Consider the following 18,228-nt stretch of genomic DNA (forward strand, 5'->3'; position numbering starts at 1 on the left):
ATGCCCACCCTTGTGGGGTGGCATATGCGCACTGGCGAGATGGCAGGACGCTTATTCGTCCTACATCTGGTCTGGCTGCTGGGCGTGGTCGCCGGCGGGGTAATTCTCGGCGCGGCACCGGCAACCATGGCGCTTAATGCCGCAATTCGCCGGGACTTGCTCAATCAGGTCTTGGCGGCGCGCAATTTGGTCGTCGCCGAGCGGCCCGGCCTGTGGCAGGAGTTCTGGCGGGTATGGCGGCAAGAGTTCTGGCGCGCGCAAGCGATCGGGGGCGTGGTGCTCGTAGGCTGGGCCGTGCTTGCCCTGGACCGTTTGGTTTTGCGCGGTGGCGTTGGCGGGGTCACGCCTTGGCTTTCCGGGCTCGTGGTGGTGCTCAGCCTGCTTTGGGCGGCGGCGACTTTCATTGTCTGGCCGGTGGCGGTTCACTTCGACGAGGCCCTACCGCGGGTGGCCAAGCTGGTGGTGGTGTTGGCGCTGTCGCGTCCGGCGCAATTGTTTACGGTGCTGGTCGTTGCGGCGGGATGGCTGTGGTTATGGCGTGCATGCCCCGGACTGATCCCCGTCTTTGGCGTGGCACTGCCCACCTGGTGCGTCTCTTGGTTGTACTGGCACTCCGGAGTCCTCCCGCTGCCCGAGTCGGCGGTGCCGATCGAAGCCCCCGACGATGTTGACATTGACGCCGCCATTCGGGCGCAGGCGGAGCGTTGACGTATCTGGAGGCCATGCTCGTCACGTGATGCGCTCCAGAAGTAGGAGTCCAGCATCGGCGCCGGGCGTAAGGCATGCAGTCAGGCTGCGATACTCATCGTTCCCTTTGACGACGGCGCAACTGAGGGTCGAGGTGTCGTTGACGATATGGGCGGCGCCCGCACTTTCCGCGATCCCACTTATAAGGTTTACGCGGCGCGGCGACGGGGAGGTAAACTCCAGATCGAGCCAGGTACCTTCGACTTCGGCGGCATGGAGCGCATAGACCGCATCGTGCTCACCGTGCGGCCCGACCTTCGACTCGTGGTACTCCTTCAGGACGACAGAATCAGGTACTGTCACTCCCCAATTACTTTCGAGTGCTTTTATCTGCCAAGTCAAATTGTTGTCCTCCGCCTCATCGGAAGCCAGCGCGCCCACAAGAGGTTCTCCGATTAGAGTGATAACCAATGACATGGCGCCCACTGCTAATGTGGGCGCGATGATGATAACCGCGATCAGCATGAATGTGTGCTTAGTCGTCAGCTTATGTGCAGGCGATAACTTCCTGATCATATGGTTATTCTAACGTTGAACGGGTAAATGGCGCGCGTCTGCTGGGCGGCTCGCATCACCTGGATGACTTGCTGTTTGTAGGCCAACGTAGTCGTTGGTGCTGAAGTCATACATATCTCTAGTGCTGATTCTCTTGCCGACCCGCCCCCAGGAGAAGCGATGGATTGAATAATAAAGATCGTAGTCAACCGTTTCACCGGTTTTTTCAAATGCGGCGCTGCCTCGCTTCGCCTTGGATGATCGCAGTCTTTTAATGAGTTGCGTCTGTGCTGCGATTCCTCCGTTTTTCGGTATGCGTGTGGTTCCTCCTCGCTTCAGGTTTAGTCCGTGAAGAGCCAATTCTGCCGACAGTTTGTATCCGGCTGATAGGAAACTCGCCCCGATTCCGGCCACTGCCACGCGAAGGGCCCTTCTCGTTCTGGCGGAACTGGTCGCGTCGGGGACGTCCAGTCGAGAGGTGGCTTGTGCGGCGCCTTCCTCATACTCCGTTGCGGCGCTCTCGTACCCGTTACTTCTAAGCACTCCTTCGATGGACTGTCCCTTCGATGTGAGGTCGTCGTTGATCTCGGCGAGCAGGCCGGGAATGTCTGGAGTTGGTTGTGTCTCAGTGGGCGGAATGCGGGGTGACGCTGAAGCGGATGCAGGGGCAGGTAACAGGGTGACGCTCCCCGCAATCGTGGTGAATAGAGTTATTGCTGAGCGTCGTTGCATCATGGTGATCTCCGATCCTGCGCCCAACTTGGTGAGTCAACCCTAGCCATTGTGTCGCCACTGACATGTACTTCTTTTGATTGAGGTAGCGGTCGTCGGTGCGGCGTAGATCGTTGTCGTGGGTTCGCTCTTGCGGGCCTTGCGTGCAGGTTTGATGCGTGATAGGGGCGTTCGGACTGGTTGCGCGGAGCTGCGCCCATACCAGGATCTGTCGAGACTCGCTTGCGGCTCACCGAACCTTGTGTTTGGGGCGTAGTTCGGCGGAGGTTTGCTCGATTCATGCGAGCCGAGGGAGTGGAATGGGTGGCCGGGGTGACGGGGGTGCCATAGGGGAGGCCGGTTGGATGACGTCGATCGGGCAGGGGTTGACGGTGTCGATGTGAGCGTTCACAATCAGGGTTGCGGCAACGGTGCCCAGCGGCGCCGTCGCCCAGATCTCCGATCCACCATACGAAACAACTGGGAGAAGAAACATGACTGAGCGGATTGTGCTGGCTGATTTGGATGATGGTGTGCGTGGGGCGGTCGCCGAAGCGCGTGAGCGGGTGGCGCGGCTGCATGGGGAGTTGATTCGGTGGGGGCTGGTGGTGTGGACGGCTGGGAATGTGTCTGAGCGTGTGGTGGTGACTCGGCCGGATGGGAGTGCGGAGCGGACGGACTTGTTCGTGATCAAACCGTCTGGAGTGGCCTACGAGGAGCTGACGGCGGACAACATGGTGGTGTGCACCCTGAACGGGGACAAGATCGAGGATGGTACGCCGGAGGACTTGGTGCCGTCGTCGGATACGGCGGCGCATGCGTATGTGTATCGGCATATGGATGGCGTGGGCGGGGTGGTGCACACCCACTCCACCTACGCCACTGCATGGGCGGCGCGGCGGGAGCCGATTCCGTGTGTGCTGACGATGATGGCGGACGAGTTCGGCGGGGAGATTCCGGTGGGGCCATTCGCTCTGATCGGGGATGACTCGATTGGCCGGGGGATTGTGGAGACGCTGTCGGGCTCGCGCTCGCCCGCGGTGTTGATGGCGAATCACGGCCCGTTCACAATCGGAGCCGATGCCAGGGCGGCGGTGAAGGCCGCGGCCATGTGCGAGGAGGTGGCGCGTACGGTGCACATCGCGCGTCAGGGGGGTGAGATGGTTCCGATTGAGCAGGACCTGATCGACCGCCTCAACGACCGCTACCAGAACGTCTACGGCCAACACTGACCAACCCGTCCGCCCCGAGCCGGTGCCCCGCCCGAGCCGCCGCCCGGCACGGCGGGGCCGCCACGGAACGCTTTTCAACCTACTGTCCATCAACGCAATTCAAAGGATAAGACTCATGACTGCTCTACCCGACCCCTTCGACGGCAAGGAGATCTGGTTTCTGACCGGAAGCCAGGACCTGTACGGCGAGGAGGCCCTCGTCCAGGTCGCCGACCAGTCTCGGCAGGTAGCCACCTGGCTGGAGGCCGCCGACGCCATCCCGGTGCGGATCGTCTGGAAGCCGGTCCTGAAGGACCGCGAGGCCATCCGCGCCGCCATGCTCGCCGCCAATGCGGACGATGCCTGCATCGGGGTGATCGCCTGGATGCACACCTTCTCCCCGGCCAAGATGTGGATCGCCGGCATCGACGCCCTGGCCAAGCCACTCCTGCAACTGCACACCCAGTACTCGCAGTCCCTGCCCTGGTCCACCATCGACATGGACTACATGAACCTCAACCAGGCCGCCCACGGCGACCGCGAGTTCGGCTACATCCTCACCCGCCTGAGCCAGCCCCGCAAGGTCGTGGTCGGACATGCCACCCAGGCGAACACCCAGGCCAAGATCGGCACCTGGGCGCGCGCTGCCGCCGGCTGGGACGCCCTGCACCACACGCGCCTGGTCCGCTTCGGCGACAATATGCGGGGCGTCGCCGTCACCGAGGGCGACAAGACCGAGGCCGAGCTGCGCCTGGGCGCCAGCGTGAACACTTGGGGCGTCAATGACCTGGTCGAGGTCGTCGACGCCGTCACCGAGGCCGAGATCGACGCCCTCGTTGAGGAGTACCTGGAGGCTTACGACGTCGTCGAGGAACTGCGCCCCGGCGGCGAGTGCCACGACTCTCTGCGCTACGGCGCCCGCATCGAGGCCGGTATGCGCCGCTTCCTTCAGGAGCGCGGAGCCACAGCCTTCACCACCAACTTCGAGGACCTCGGCGGACTGCGCCAGCTACCCGGACTGGCCGTCCAGCGACTCATGGCCGATGGCTACGGCTTCGGTGCAGAGGGAGACTGGAAGACCGCCCTGCTCGTGCGCGCCGCCAAGGTTATGGGTTACGGCCTGAGCGGCGGTGCCTCCTTGATGGAGGACTACTGCTACGAGATGACGCCCGGCAAGGAGAAGATCCTCGGCGCTCACATGCTGGAGATTTGTCCCTCACTGACCATCTCCAAGCCGCGCCTGGAAATCCACCCGTTGGGCATCGGGAACCGGGAGGACCCCGTTCGCCTGGTCTTCGACGCCGACACCGGCGCCGGCCTGGTGGTCGCCATGTCCGACATGCGCGAGCGCTTCCGCCTGACCGCCAATGTCGTCAACATCGTCGGCCCCGACGAGCCCCTGCCTAAGCTGCCCGTCGCTCGCGCCGTATGGGAGCCGGCCCCCGACTTCTATACCTCCACCGAATGCTGGATGCAGGCCGGAGCCGCCCACCACACGGTGATGACCACGGCCACCACCCTGGAGATGTGGCAGGACCTGGCCGAGATCGCCCGCATGGAACTGGCCGTCATCGACTCCTCCACCACCACCCGCGACTTCGTGCAGGAGCTGCGCAACGCCCAGGTTTATTACCGCCTGACTCAGGGCTGAGACGCCTCACCCAGGGGTGGGCCCCGCCCCGGCGCCGTCGACCGTGGAACCACGCACCGACAGCGTCGGGGCGGTCGTAACCAGGCGTGGCTCCGGCCTGGTTGGCGTGTCCTGAGTCTCGACGCCGGATGCTGCGGCCCCGAGGTCGAGTAGTGCCAGCGCCCCCTTGGCTGCGGCCGGCAGATTCAAATCCACGCTGGTGAGCGTGGGAGTTGCGAAAGCGGCGGCGTCGGTGTTCCCCCTGCCGATCACCGCCACATCCAACGGCACGCGCACGGCCCGCCGCCGCAGTGCGCTGACGGCGCCGGCGGCAAGCGCATCATTGTGGCAGACGACGGCGTCCACGGGAGCGCCCGCATGTGCCAACCGGGACACCGCCTCAATTCCACCCAGCATGTCATCGGGAGCGGCGACACGGATCACCGACTCGGAATCGATGCTCAGCCCCGCCTCCCGCAGGACCCGCACACAGGTGGACGTCCAACGATCCGCTTCGTCGCAGACCCCCACCACCGCGGGACGGAGCCGGCCCAGTGACCGCAGGTGAGCCGCGACGAGTGCCGCCTGGTCCCGCGGGGGACAACTGACCCGCGGCAGGCCGGCGGGGCCGTCGTCGGCGACCAGCACCAGGGGCGCGCCGGCCGTCGCCACCTCGGCATCCCGCCACGACGCCGGATCCAGCCCTCGCGGCACCAGCACGGCTGCATCAGAGCGACGCCCCCACGAACCGGCCAGAATCTCCCGCTCACGTGCCGGCTCGCCCCGTGTCAGCTCCAGAATCACCGATGTGCTGGCCGCTGCGCGCATCAACTCCTGCGCCAATGCGGCGTACAGTGGCTGCTGGAGGGTGGGGATCGCCAAGGTGATGCTCCCGCGCCGACCGGAGCGCAGAGCCGATGCGCTTGTATTGATCCGGTAGCCGAGCGCCTGGACCGCTTCAAGAACCCGGCGACGCGTCTGCGGGGAGGCCCCCGGCGCCCCTCGCAGCACATTGGAAACGGTTTTGGTGGAAACGCCCGCACGTCGGGCGACATCACTCATGGTCACGCGCGCGGCCACGGCGTGTCACCTCCGACGCTGGACTCGCGGGCCAATAGCACCACGTCCTCAATGACTGTGCGGACGGGGGCCTGCGGGGAGGCGATGCGCTGACGCAGCAGTGAGACAGCGTCGGCGGCGTAGGCGCCCAGGTTCGGGGAGACGGTCGTCAAAGATGGGGAGGCATAGCGCGAGAGTTCAAGATTATCGATACCGGTCACGGCGACATCCTCGGGAACGCGTATCCCGGCCGCCGCGAGTTCGTGGAGCGTGCCGAGCGCCAGTGCGTCGTTGAAGGCGATTATGGCGTCGAAGTCGGCACCGCGCTCCAACAGACTGCGCACGGCGGCGGCGCCGTCGACGGGGCGCCATTCAGAGGAGACCACCGTCAGGCGCTCGTCCAGTGTCAGCCGATGTCTCACCATCGCCATGCGCAGGGCGGCGGTACGGGTCAGGGCCGCCGCGTGCGTCCACCGGCCCGGTGCGCTCACGCCCAGGGCGGCTATGCGTGTGCGTCCCAGAGCTCGCAGATGGGAGACGACCAGGTCGATGCCGCCTTCGTTGTCCATGGCCACCCGGTCCACCGCCTCATGTCGGCTCTCGCCCAGCAGTACCAGCGCATGCCGGGAGGCGAATGCGGTGACCTGCTCCGGCTCCATTCCTTGCCAGTACATGATCGTGCCGTCCAGATCGGGGTGCTCGGCAAGGAAATCCGCCTCGCCCTGGCCTCTTTCGCCGGTTACCCCTAGTACCACCGCCAGATTGTGGCGGCGCGCCTCGGCGGCGATGCGGTCGGCGATCTCGGCGAAGAAAGGCTGGGCCAATTCCGGCACCGCCAAACCGATCGTGTTCGAATGGCCGGTCCGCAGTGAGCGGGCGGAGGCGTTGGGGGAGTAGCCGGTGCGGGCCACGGCCGCCAGCACGCGCTCGCGGGTGGCGGGGGAGACCCCCGGCTCGGCGTTGACCACCCGCGAGACTGTCTTGGTAGATACGCCCGCAAGAGCTGCGACGTCGAACAGCGTGGCGGACATGTCCGGCAGCATACAGAACCCCGCCTCCGATCATGTTGCGGCACACATTCAACGATGTCAGGCTCGGCAACGGCTGCGATGTCGGTCTTGTGCTTCCGTGTGGCGGCTTAGTTTCGCGGAATTAGCTCAGTGTTAACGCGCCTTTTAGGGTTCACTGGCTGTTGACAACGTTGAAGCAGTGAGTCACCATGGCATGGACAGCACGACGTCGTGCCGCCGCCCCGCCGGATTCCGGCACGGCGCAGCCGACGCGAATCGACTCAAAGGAGAGAATCCCTTGACAGCGCGCATATCGGTCGACGCCGACCGCCCCATCGGTTGCATCTCGCCCCGCATGTACGGCTCCTTCGTGGAACACATGGGGCGCTGCGTGTACACCGGCATCTTCGAACCGGACCACCCCACCGCCGATGCCGACGGCCTGCGGCGGGATGTCATGGAACTGGTGCGCGAACTCGGAGTCACCACCGTTCGCTACCCCGGCGGCAACTTCGTGTCCAACTACCGCTGGGAGGACGGCGTCGGTCCCGTCCAGGACCGACCCCGGCGGCTGGAGTTGGCCTGGCACACCACCGAGCCCAACACCTTCGGAACCGACCAGTTCATGACCTGGTGCGACCAGGCCGGCATTGAGCCCATGCTGGCCATCAACCTCGGCACCCGCGGCGAGACCGAGGCCGTCAACCTGCTCGACTATGTCAACGGGCGGGCAGACACCCAGTACGCCAATATGCGCCGCACCAACGGGCGTGAGGAACCTTACGACGTGCGCATGTGGTGCCTGGGCAATGAGATGGATGGCCCCTGGCAGGTCGGTCACAAGAACGCCGAGGACTACGCCTACCTGGCCCTGTCCACCGCCCGCGCCATGCATATGGTGGACCAGGACCTAGAACTGGTGGCCTGCGGCTCCTCCGCCTGGGAGATGCCCACCTTCGGTGACTGGGAGCGCACCATACTCGAGCTGGCCTATGACGAGGTTGACTACATCAGCCTCCACCGCTACATCGACCCCGACGCCCAGGACCGGGCCAGCTTCCTGGCCGCCGGGGTGGACCTGGACCGCTACATTGAGGGGGTGGTCGCCACTGCGGACGCCGTCGGCGCCAAGAGGCGCTCCAACAAGAAGATCATGATCTCCTTTGACGAATGGAACGTGTGGCGCCTGGGGGCCTGGAACTCCATTGAGCACAATTTCGCCCCCGATGACTGGCCGGAGGCGGCCCCCCGCATTGAGGATATTTACACCGGCGCCGACGCCTTGGTGGTCGGTGGACTGCTCATTTCGCTGCTGCGTCACGCCGACCGCGTCAAGGCGGCCTCACTGGCACAGCTGGTCAACGTGATCGCCCCGATCATGACCGAGAAGGGCGGACGGGCCTGGCGGCAGACCACCTTCCACCCCTTCGCCATCGCCTCCCGGATCGCCCGCGGCCGAGCCTACGACGCCGTCGTCGCCAGCCCGACCACCAAAACCGAGCGCTACGGCGAGGTCGACGCCGTCGACGCCGTGGTCACCTGGGACGAGGAGGTCTCCGCCGGCTCGCTGCTGGCCCTGAACCGCTCGCTGACAGGCTCGGTCGACCTCACCGCCGCGCTGGGTTCCCTGGGCGTGAGCCGGGTCAAAGAGGCCCGGATCATCGCCCCGGACGACCTTGACGCCGTCAACACCGCCGACGATCCCGACCGCGTGTGCCCCGTGCCCCACGAGGTGACGCTGACCGACGGCGTGCTCGCCACCACGCTGCCGCCCGCCTCCTGGCTGGCTGTCGAGCTCGCCTGAGCCACTGCGGATCCTCGGCGGCGGCACGACCCGATCCGCCGCCGAGGCCGCACAAGTAAAACTCGTAGACACAACTGACAAGGAGGTCACGTTGAGTCAATTAATTGGTTTTTCAAAACCGCCTAGCAGGCGCCGTTTCCTGACAGCGGCGGTGGTCTCCGGTGCCGCACTGGCCGGTGCCGGCCTCCTGGGCGGCTGCGCACCCTCGGCCTCGGCCGGGGATCGCACCCGGGTGCAGCTGTGGCACCTGTTCACCGGTGGTGACGGCGGTGTCTTCCAAGCCATGATGGACACGGTCGGCAAGCAGAATCCGCAGCTTGAGATCGATCCGGTGGTGCTCACCTGGGGCGGTCCCTACTACACCAAACTCGCCATGTCCTCCGTGGGCGGGCGCTCCCCGGACCTGGCGGTTATGCACGCCACCCGGGTGATCGGCTACGCCCCCGGCGGGCTGCTGGATACCTGGGACTTGAACCGGCTGGCGGAGCATGGCATCACCCCGGAGATGTTCCCCGGGCTGCTGTGGGACAAATGTTTCGTGGATGGACGGCTGTACGCCATTCCGTTGGACTTCCACGCCTTCCTCCTGTTCTACAACACCGAACTGTGCCGGCAGGCGGGGCTGCTTGACGCCGACGGCACCCTGTCCGGACTGGAATCCCCGGAGGGATTCCTGGATGCGGGACGCCGCCTGGCCGAGGTCACCGGTGGACAGGGCATGTCCTTCGGATACACCGGCGACGGCGCCCAGGTCTCCCGCATGTTCTGGGGGCTGTACGCCCAGACCGGCGCCGAATGCACCCTTGTTCCGGACCAGGAGGTGCAGATCGACCGGGACGCCGCCATCGAAGTCACCTCTTTCATCAAGGACATGTTCGACGGCACCATCGCCGATCCGAATATGGACTACGGCGGTGCCATCGGCTCCTTCTCCACCGGACGCACCGGCATCACCTTCATGGGCAACTGGGAGTACCAGAGCTTCCTTGCCGCCGGTGTCCCCCTGGACGCGATGCCCATGCCCAATGTTTTCGGCACGCCCGCCACCTTCGGTGACTCCCATGTATTCGTTCTGCCGCACCAGACTAATGTGGACGAATCCCGGCGGGATGCCGCATATGAGGTGGTGGCCGGCATGCTCAACAACTCCCTGGACTGGGCCGCCGGCGGGCACATTCCCGCCAATACGGAAGTCACCGATTCGGCCGCTTTCGGAGAACTCGTGCCCCAATCGCATTACGCCCAGGCCATTGAGCAGGCGGCTTTCGAACCGGCCTCCTGGTTCACCGGCTCCGGTTCTGACTTCCAAGCGCGCGTGGCCGAGGTGATGCAGTCCTGCTGGTTGTCCAACTCCCTGACCCCCGAGCAGGCGGTCGACGGGCTCATCGACCGCCTGGGCCGCATGCTCGAGCAGAACCCGCCCGCCTGAGGAGAAAGGAGAATCGACATGACTGTCAACGCCGTCAACGTTGCCGCCTCTTCCGGTTCCCGCACGGCCCGGCGGCTGGGCTCCGGTCTTCCCTTCGTCATCCCCTTCCTGATCGTGGCCTTCCTGTTCCTGATCGCCCCCATCGTCTATGGACTGTGGCTGTCTTTCACCGAGCAGTCCCTGATGGGAAATGGCGGCTGGGTGGGCCTGGCCAACTACGCCGAGGCGCTCGGTGACGCCACCATGTGGGCCACCTTGTGGCACACGATCGCCTTCACCCTGATGAGCACCGTCCCGCTGGTGGTGCTGGCCCTGGTGATGGCGCTGCTGGTCTACATCGGCATCCCCGGCCAGTGGTTCTGGAGGCTGTCATTTTTCGCCCCCTACCTGCTGCCGGTCGCCGTCGTCGTGCAGATCTGGACCTGGCTGTTTAATTCCGACGTCGGCTTCATCAACTACTGGCTGCAACAGATCGGGCTGGACCGGGTCGGTTGGCTCACCGAGGTGGATGTGGCCATGTGGTCAATGGTGATCCTCACCGTCTGGTGGACGGTCGGCTTCAACTTTTTGCTGTACCTGTCCAGCCTCCAGGCCATCCCGGACCTGCTGTATGAGGCCGCGGAGGTTGACGGAGCCGGATTCTGGCGCAAGCTGTGGTCGGTGACTCTGCCGCAGCTGCGCGCGACCACGGTGCTTGTGGCCACACTGCAGGTGATCGCCTCGCTGAAGATCTTCGACCAGATGTTCATCGCCTTCAACGGCGGTTCGGGACCAGAGGGCTCCACCCGCCCCATCCTCCAATACATCTATGACACGGGTTTCACGAACTACCGCATGGGTTACGCCTCGGCGATGTCATACATCTTCTTCATCGTCATCATTGTCATCACCGTGGCCTTCCGGTTCCTGACCCGCTCCCGGAAGGACGTCGATAATGAGCTCTGAAACCATCGTTCAGCCGCTGTCCCTGCGCCGGACGCGCCAGCGCGACCGTGCCGAGCGCCGGGCGGAGATCCGCCGTACCCGTGGTCTGCTACTGGGTGACAGCAAGGCGGCGCGCGTGATCGCCTTCCTGATCCTGGCCCTATTTGCCTTCACCTGGCTGCTGCCGCTCATTTGGGCGCTGGATACCTCGTTCAAAACCGAGGTGCAAGCCCAGTCTCTGCCGCTGCAGTGGATCCCCGACGGCGGCTTCACCCTGGAGAACTACCGCACCGTGTTTGAACGCGGAGAGGTGTTCACCTGGATGGGAAACACCTTCCTGGTTGCCACCGCCGTCACCGTAATCACGGTGATCATCAGTGCCCTGGCCGGCTACGCCTTCTCCCGCACCATCTTCCGCGGCCGCCGGGCGCTGTTGGCATTGACGATCGCGCTGATCATGGTGCCCGGGCAGATTCTGATCGTGCCCCTGTTCAAGGAGATGGTGCTGCTGAACGCGGTGGACACCTTCGTCGGCGTGATCCTGCCGCAGACGATCGCGCCCATGATGGTGTTCATCTTCAAGCAGTACTTCGATCAGGTACCCCAAGAGCTTGAGGACGCCGCCCGCGTGGATGGCGCCGGCAACTGGCGCCTGTTTTGGAGCATCATCTTGCCGGTGTCCCGGCCGATCGTCACCGCGGTCGCCATCTTCGTGTTCATCGGTGCGTGGAACAACTTCATGTGGCCGTTCATCATCACCAACAACCCCGACCTGATGACCCTGCCGGTGGGGCTGTCCACGGTGAAGAACGCCTATGGGACCATCTACGCCCAGACCATGGCCTCGGCCATGATCGCAGCGTTGCCGCTGACGATCCTGTTCATGGCTTTCCAGCGCCAGATCATCAAGGCGGTGGCCACCACCGGTCTGGGCGGGCAATGAGCCGGGGTGCGTGTCGTTCCGGTTGGACCGCCATCCTGCGGATGGACCGCCTTGAATGCGCTCTCAGGCGGTCCAAGCGCAGTTACGCGGTCCAAGTATGAGGTCGGCAGCCGATCAGGTCTACATCCTCAAACCGGGAGTGACGAACTGGTGGGTGGGGCTTGCCTCCTTATGAGGTGACCCCACCCACCAGCGGGCGCAACTTACTCGAGGACGTCCCCTACCAGGAAGTACTCGTCGTACCCCGGCTCCGGCAGCGGCGTCGTATTGGGCGTGGACGTGTAACCGCCGCCCAGTGAGACATCAGAGTCGATCTGGATGGTGCTGCCGCTGGGTAGGCGAATCTCGGTTCCTTCGGGGGTGATCTCGGTCCCCTCCGGGAAGATCATGCCAAGCCGCTCATTTTCACCGACGATGCCCTGCACGTAACCGCTGCGCTCGTCGATGGTGAGTCGTCCCTCGAAAAGTGCTTCCGGAGATCCGTTATCCTCGGATGCCTCATAAATGAGCAACTGCGATTGTGATGACGTCGGGCCGGGCTGTGCGTCGCTGCCATCGTCGCTCACGGCGCATCCTCCCAGGGTCAACGCCAGGGTTGCTCCGGCCATGGCCACTGCACACCGGATAATGGTGGACTGCATTGCTCGCAGGGCTCTCATCGTGTCTTGACCTTGGCGTTCAGTGCGATCTCCGCGGAGTGGATCTTGGTGTATGTCGAGTATCCTCCGGATTTGCCGAAGTGGATACCGAGCGCTGAGGTGCCGATGTACCACGGGCCGCCGCTGTCGCCGGGATTGGTGAACGCGCCGGAGGTCTGCACCATCTGTCCCACATACACTCCATTGGAGTTGTAGAACGCGTGGTTCGCATTCCTGACCCGTGCGCACGATGAGAACGCGCGGGTACGACCGTAGTTGCACACCACCATGCCTTTGAGCGCCTGCCCGGTGCCGGTGATCTTGCGAACCGCCCCATTTCTTGTGATCCGCACTTCATTGCGGGTGGAGTCGGTCGTCGAGTGCAGCTGGATGTCGCCGTAGCGTCCTATGTGTTGACGGACAAAACCGAGGTTCGCGTTGCTGCCTGTGGGTTTGCCGGCCCAGTTCGGGCAGTGCCCCGCGGTGATGGCGCCCCGCATGCGTCCTCGAGTGGCGGTGAATCCAAGTGTGCAGCCGTTGATCGTGGTGCCGCCTCGTACCACCTCTTCGATTGGCTCGATGTCTGTCGCCTCCTCGGCGGTGGCCTCAATGGGGGCCGCGTCCAGTATCTCCTGCAGTTGCGCCTCGAATTCCTCAGACTCGGCCGCGGATTCGGAGTCCGCGATTTCGTGCTCGATCTCAAGGCCGCCATCGTCGGTGAAGTCGCCGGTCAGGCCCTCAAGGTCGGCTGCCTCATAAAGATCGCTCATGACCTGCTGCCGGATCTCCTCGAGTTCGGACTCACTGTGCTCGGCATCGGTCCTGACCTCCACCGGGAACGGCAGGGAGCTGAACTCGCCGATGACGTCGGCAGGCGGCTGCCCCTTGAAGGAAACCCAGCCCTTGAAGCCGGTGGTTTCCTGCTCATCGGGTGTCCATGCCGATGAGAAGTACTGATCGCCCGCGTAGTCGATTGCGTAGTCGATGGCATCGGCGAACTCCTGTTGCCCGTCCATCCAGGTCTCGGCGAGATCCTCCGAGATTCCAAGATCCTGCGCCAGAGCATCGACGTCCATGGCTATGGCCTCGGCCTCCTCCGCTGCGGAGTGGGCGTCGTCGGCCGCGGCGTGGGCGGGTGAGATTGTGAGCGAACCTGCCAACAGTAGTGTGAGTGTGGCGAGTCCTGGCATGAAGCGGTTTTTCAAGGCGGTTCCTTAGAGTAGATTCAGGGTTGTTTGCGGTGGATGTGGTGCATGGACATCCGTGTCTCGATGAGGAGCCGGGCGGATCCCCGACCGTCCACAATGTCCGGTCGTCCTCGATTGTCGCATCGTAACGACAGGCGGGACCTCTTGTCAAGTCTTCGGCGAGAATAATTATATATGCCCGGAGGAAATTGTATGTGCTCGGGAAGAGTCGTCGGTGCCGCATATGTAACCGCCCGCTAAAGTGGCTCTTGTGGTTAAGGGCGTGTTCGCCGAGTTCGGTCGAAATAACCATCGAGTTCGGTCGAAATAACCATCGAGTTCGGTCGAAATAACCATCGAGTTCGGTCGATATGACGATCGAGTTCGGTTGGTGGGGCTAGCCCTGATGTTTCATGGGGTGGTTGGGTTGGGCTTGGGGGTTCGGGATTGGTTGGGATCGGGGTTGATTATGGGGTGTTGGGGGCGTGTGGGTGTGGGGTGGTGCCGCGTGTCGTCGTGCGGTGGTCGGGCCTTTTTCCTGGGGTCGGTGCGGGGCTTCCTCCGACAGGCCCGCGCATCTGGTCGCCAACCCGGCCCCGGCCCCGGCCCGACAGGCTTGGACAGCCCGGTCGATGAGTCGGCGAACCGCCCGCGGTCCACCTGGGCCGGATCGCGCCCATGCGGGCATCGTCTACGGCACCTCGACGGTTGACCGCAGGCACACCTGCACCATTCGCCGCCATCAGGCGCATCCAGCAAGACGCCCGCAGCTAACCGAACCAACCCCGCCAAACCCTCAAACCGGAAGAGCCGGCAGGCGGTGCGCGACTGTCAGGGGCGGGCGGCCGCTATCAGAATGAGGACAGTGAGCCGGGGCGCCTTGATCCGGCTGAGGGCCTGTGACGGTGTCGGCTAACCTACGGACAACTGGAAAACATTTCGGGGCGGCGGCCCCACGAGAGTTACGGAAGCAACTATGAACCACACTTCGCTCAACGGGGAGCTCATCGACCTGCGCGCTGGCGACTACGAGGCGCGCATTGCCGCCTCGGGCGCGACCCTGGTCCACCTGCGCCGGCAGGGACGTGATCTGGTCATCCCCTTCGACGCCGAGACTGCCCTTCCCGGCGCCTGGCAGGGGAAGACACTTCTCCCGTGGCCCAACCGCATCGCTGGCTCCCGCTACAGCTACCGCGATGTGGAGTACCTGGTTCCCTGCAATGAGCCCGAAACCGGGGCGGCGCTGCACGGCCTGGTCGGCTGGACGGACTTCGCCGTGGTTGGCCCCGAGACCAACGGAGTCGCGGGCGCCGATGCTCCGGCCCCGGACACCGTCACACTCGCCCTGCGCCTGCCCGCCTCCTATGCCTACCCCTGGAGCCTGGACGTTACTGTCCGCTACGAGTTGGACGCCCAGGCCGGACTGACGGTTACCACGAGCGCCACCAATACCGGTGCCGCAGTGTCCCAGGCCGCCGGCGTCGTCGGCGCCCCGGTGCAGGAGGGCGCTCCGGCACCGGCCCCCTACGGGGTCTCCTGCCACCCCTACCTGACCCGTTCGGTCCCGTTGGACGAGTGCGTGCTGCAGATGCCCGCCGAGCGGGTGCTCGACGTCGATAAGCACATGGCACCCGCGGGGGAGCGAAACGTGACCGGCAGCGACTGGGACTGGCGCGCCGGCCGGCGAGTGGGCGCAACTGCCACCGACAACGCCTATACAGGCCTGCCCGACGGCGTATGGCAGGTGCGATTGACCGGGGGAGCGGACGAGCGCAGCGTGGTCATGAGCGCTGACGCCCCCTGGGTGCAGATTTACAGCGGTGAGCACCTGGGGCGGCGCGGTGTTGCCGTCGAACCCATGACCTGCCCGCCCGATGCCTTCAACACCGGCCAGGATCTGATCCTCCTGCCGACCGGGCAGTCCCACTGCTTCACCTGGCGGCTGTGGGAGGAGGACTGAAGCGAGTCGCGGGCGTGCCCGGCGTGTCCGAGCCGTCCGCGCAGGCAGTGTCCGGGGGTGCGGGGCGGCGTCCGGGAATGATGGACGTCGCCCGCCTGGCCGGTGTCTCCCACCAGACCGTCTCCCGCGTCATCAACCGTCCCGACTCTGTTCGACCAGCCACTTTGGCGAAAGTTCGGGATGCCATCGACCAGCTCGGCTACCGGCCGAACCTGGCCGCCCGTGCCCTGGTCACCGACTCCACCCGCATGATCGGCGTGGTCACTACCGGCTCCCACTTCCAAGGACCGGCCTCCACCACGGCAGCCATTGAGGTTGCCGCCCGACAGGCCGGGTACGCCACGCTTGTGACCGCTCTGAAGCGTGAGAAGGCGGATGCGAGCAATGAGATCCGGGAGGTCTTCGACTTCTTCATAGAACGCGGCGTGGACGGCGTGATCGCCGTTGCCCCGCAGACCTGGATCGCTACCTCCGCGGAACGGGTTGCCCGGGCAGTACCGCTCGTGGTTGTGGCCGACGGGCTGACGCCGAGCGAGCGCATTCACGTGGTGTCAGTTGACCAGGAACTGGGGGCGCGCATGGCGGTGGGGCACCTGCTGGGCTTGGAGCGCAACAGCATCGCGCATCTGGCGGGCCCGGCGGACTGGTACGACGCCCTGGCTCGCGCCCGCGGCTGGCGCTCCGCCCTGGAGGACGCCGGACGTGAGGCGCCCGTGATGCTTAACGGGGACTGGAGTGCCGAGCGGGGATACGAGGTGGGCGCTCAGATGGTGGCGCGCGGCCTGCCAGATGCGATCTTCTGCGCCAATGATCTGATGGCCCTGGGCATGCTGGCGGCGTTGCGTGACCAGGGGGTGCGCGTGCCCGAGGACATGGCCGTGGTCGGCTTTGACGACACCCCTGGAACCGCCTTCTTCTCCCCGCCGCTGACCACGGTGCGTCAGCCCTTTGACGAGCTTGGCGTGCTGTGCATGGAGGTGCTCCTGCGGGCCATCGACGGCGAAGTGGGCACCACCCACTCGATCTCACCGACTCTGCGCGTGCGCCGTTCCAGCGCCTGACTCGGGGTGGGTCTGGGCGGGCCTGGGCGGCGATCGCCTCGCGAAACACGCATGTGAAGGTTCACTTCATTCGGTGCCTTGCAGCTTCGGTGAGGCAGGTTGAAAACGGCGAATTTTCGGGCTTATGAGGTTGTTGTGATCGGAGGTTGACAAGTCCAGAGTGAACGTTCACACTAGTGCCGCAACCCGCGCCACCCGGGATGTCGAACGGCAGCTCCGCCGGGTGGCCGGATTACCTCAAGGAGGAGAATCATCATGTCCCGACCCCACGTCCCTTCCGTCTCGCGTCGTACTGCGCTATTCGGAGGCATGAGCACGGCGGTTGCACTCGCTCTGGCCGCGTGCGGTGGATCCGGTGCCGGCGGCGGCGCCGGCAGCGACACCGCCGGCAAGGAGGCCTCGGATCTCAAGATCGGCGTCGCCATGCCCACCAAGTCCTCCGAGCGATGGATTAAAGACGGTGAGAACATCAAGGCTCAGCTCGAAGCGCTTGACTACAACGTCGACCTGCAGTTCGCCGAGGACGACATCCCCACGCAGACCAACCAGATCGACAATATGATCACTCAGGGCGTGAACCTGCTCATCATCGCGCCCATCGACGGTACTGCTCTGTCCGGGCAGCTGGACTCCGCCGGCGAGGCCGGCATTCCGGTCATCTCCTACGACCGCCTCATCCGTGACAATGAGAACGTCAGCTACTACACCAGCTTCGACAACTACGACGTCGGCACCCAGATGGGCACCTCACTGCTGATCGGCATGGGCATCCTTGATGCCGATGGCAACGACGCCGGTGTCTCGCCCGATAAGCCGTACAACATCGAGCTGTTCGGCGGCTCGCCGGATGACAATAACTCCCCCTTCTTCTTCAACGGTGCCATGGACGTCATCCAGCCGTACATCGACAGCGGTGTCATCACCGTCAAATCGGGCCAGACCGAATTCGACACCGTCGCCACCATGCGTTGGGATGCCGCCACCGCCCAGTCCCGCATGGACAACCTGATCACCTCCACCTACTCCGACGGCAGCCGGGTGGACGGCGTGCTCTCACCCCTGGACTCGATGTCGATCGGTATTCTCGGGGCGCTGAAGGGCGCCGGGTACGGCACCGACTCCCAGCCCTACCCGACGGTAACCGGTCAGGACGCCGAGATTGCGGGAGTCAAGTCGATTATGGCCGGTGAGCAGTACTCCACGATCTTCAAGGACACCCGCGCATTGGCTGACGCCGCTGTGCAGATGTCCGTGGCGGTTCTCGCTGGCGAGGAGCCCGAGGTCAACGACACCGAAACCTATGACAACGGCGTGAAGGTCGTTCCCTCCTACCTGCTGAAGTCGGAGATCATCACCCAGGACAATGTGCGCAGCTCGCTTGTGGACACCGGTTACCTCACCGAGGATGAGCTTAAGTGA

Annotated in this window: 15 protein-coding genes; 10 read left to right on the forward strand and 5 right to left on the reverse strand. The window is 64.6% G+C overall.

From position 1 onward, the window contains the following. The first annotated feature begins 39 nt into the window (after positions 1-39). Positions 40-708, forward strand: coding sequence for a YesL family protein (locus CWT10_RS03090; RefSeq protein WP_168190752.1), 669 nt, complete (start codon positions 40-42; stop codon positions 706-708). 21 nt (positions 709-729) lie between these two features. Here the strand turns inward: CWT10_RS03090 and CWT10_RS03095 are convergent, their stop codons facing one another. Further along, complete coding sequence (locus CWT10_RS03095) at positions 730-1,263, reverse strand: hypothetical protein (protein ID WP_103061738.1); 534 nt, start codon at positions 1,261-1,263, stop codon at positions 730-732. A 1,184-nt stretch (positions 1,264-2,447) separates the two neighbouring features. Between CWT10_RS03095 and CWT10_RS03100 the strand changes: the two genes are divergently transcribed. Both CWT10_RS03100 and araA read left to right on the forward strand, forming a co-directional pair. After that, positions 2,448-3,185, forward strand: a complete 738-nt coding sequence (locus tag CWT10_RS03100) for an L-ribulose-5-phosphate 4-epimerase (RefSeq protein ID WP_103063825.1) — start codon at positions 2,448-2,450, stop codon at positions 3,183-3,185. A 115-nt stretch (positions 3,186-3,300) separates the two neighbouring features. Beyond that, complete coding sequence (araA, locus tag CWT10_RS03105; protein ID WP_103063824.1) at positions 3,301-4,815, forward strand: L-arabinose isomerase; 1,515 nt, start codon at positions 3,301-3,303, stop codon at positions 4,813-4,815. 6 nt (positions 4,816-4,821) lie between these two features. On the opposite strand, the gene CWT10_RS03110 is transcribed toward araA, so the two are convergent. After that, on the reverse strand, positions 4,822-5,874 hold the full coding sequence (locus tag CWT10_RS03110; RefSeq protein WP_103063823.1) for a LacI family DNA-binding transcriptional regulator: 1,053 nt from the start codon (positions 5,872-5,874) through the stop codon (positions 4,822-4,824). Then, a complete protein-coding gene (locus tag CWT10_RS03115) occupies positions 5,859-6,884 on the reverse strand; it encodes a LacI family DNA-binding transcriptional regulator (protein WP_158247683.1) in 1,026 nt (341 codons plus the stop codon). The genes CWT10_RS03110 and CWT10_RS03115 overlap by 16 nt, the downstream gene beginning before the upstream one ends. A 277-nt stretch (positions 6,885-7,161) precedes the next feature. Here CWT10_RS03115 and arfA point away from each other — a divergent pair, with 277 nt between their 5' ends. The 4 genes from arfA to CWT10_RS03135 all read left to right on the forward strand — a co-directional run bounded on the left by arfA (position 7,162) and on the right by CWT10_RS03135 (position 11,963). Further along, the gene (gene arfA, locus CWT10_RS03120; protein ID WP_233188270.1) at positions 7,162-8,667 is read left to right on the forward strand and encodes an arabinosylfuranosidase ArfA; all 1,506 of its coding nucleotides are present in this window, start codon (positions 7,162-7,164) and stop codon (positions 8,665-8,667) included. 91 nt (positions 8,668-8,758) lie between these two features. Beyond that, a complete protein-coding gene (locus CWT10_RS03125) occupies positions 8,759-10,096 on the forward strand; it encodes an extracellular solute-binding protein (RefSeq protein WP_128683254.1) in 1,338 nt (445 codons plus the stop codon). A gap of 18 nt (positions 10,097-10,114) precedes the next feature. Beyond that, entirely contained in the window at positions 10,115-11,041 is a 927-nt protein-coding gene (locus tag CWT10_RS03130; protein ID WP_103063819.1) for a carbohydrate ABC transporter permease, read from the forward strand. Next, positions 11,031-11,963 (forward strand): carbohydrate ABC transporter permease, encoded by a 933-nt coding sequence (locus CWT10_RS03135; protein ID WP_103063818.1) that lies wholly within the window; start codon positions 11,031-11,033, stop codon positions 11,961-11,963. Before CWT10_RS03130 ends, CWT10_RS03135 begins: the two co-directional genes overlap by 11 nt. 203 nt (positions 11,964-12,166) lie before the next feature. Here the strand turns inward: CWT10_RS03135 and CWT10_RS03140 are convergent, their stop codons facing one another. Beyond that, positions 12,167-12,529 carry a hypothetical protein gene (locus CWT10_RS03140; RefSeq protein ID WP_128683255.1) on the reverse strand — a complete coding sequence of 121 codons (363 nt, stop codon included), beginning with the start codon at positions 12,527-12,529 and terminating at the stop codon, positions 12,167-12,169. 89 nt (positions 12,530-12,618) lie between these two features. Further along, positions 12,619-13,806: a S1 family peptidase gene (locus CWT10_RS03145; RefSeq protein WP_103063816.1), complete on the reverse strand. Its 1,188-nt coding sequence runs from the start codon at positions 13,804-13,806 to the stop codon at positions 12,619-12,621. 958 nt (positions 13,807-14,764) lie between these two features. On the opposite strand from CWT10_RS03145, the gene CWT10_RS03150 reads away from it, so the two are divergent. The 3 genes from CWT10_RS03150 to chvE all read left to right on the forward strand — a co-directional run bounded on the left by CWT10_RS03150 (position 14,765) and on the right by chvE (position 18,228). Next, a complete protein-coding gene (locus tag CWT10_RS03150; protein WP_103063815.1) occupies positions 14,765-15,748 on the forward strand; it encodes an aldose-1-epimerase in 984 nt (327 codons plus the stop codon). A gap of 23 nt (positions 15,749-15,771) precedes the next feature. Continuing rightward, the gene (locus CWT10_RS03155; protein WP_233188266.1) at positions 15,772-16,809 is read left to right on the forward strand and encodes a LacI family DNA-binding transcriptional regulator; all 1,038 of its coding nucleotides are present in this window, start codon (positions 15,772-15,774) and stop codon (positions 16,807-16,809) included. Positions 16,810-17,064: 255 nt separating this feature from the next. Next, a complete protein-coding gene (chvE, locus tag CWT10_RS03160; RefSeq protein WP_269843798.1) occupies positions 17,065-18,228 on the forward strand; it encodes a multiple monosaccharide ABC transporter substrate-binding protein in 1,164 nt (387 codons plus the stop codon).

Origin of the sequence: Actinomyces qiguomingii, assembly GCF_004102025.1 — a bacterium.
Taxonomy (GTDB): Bacteria; Actinomycetota; Actinomycetes; order Actinomycetales; family Actinomycetaceae; genus Actinomyces; species Actinomyces qiguomingii.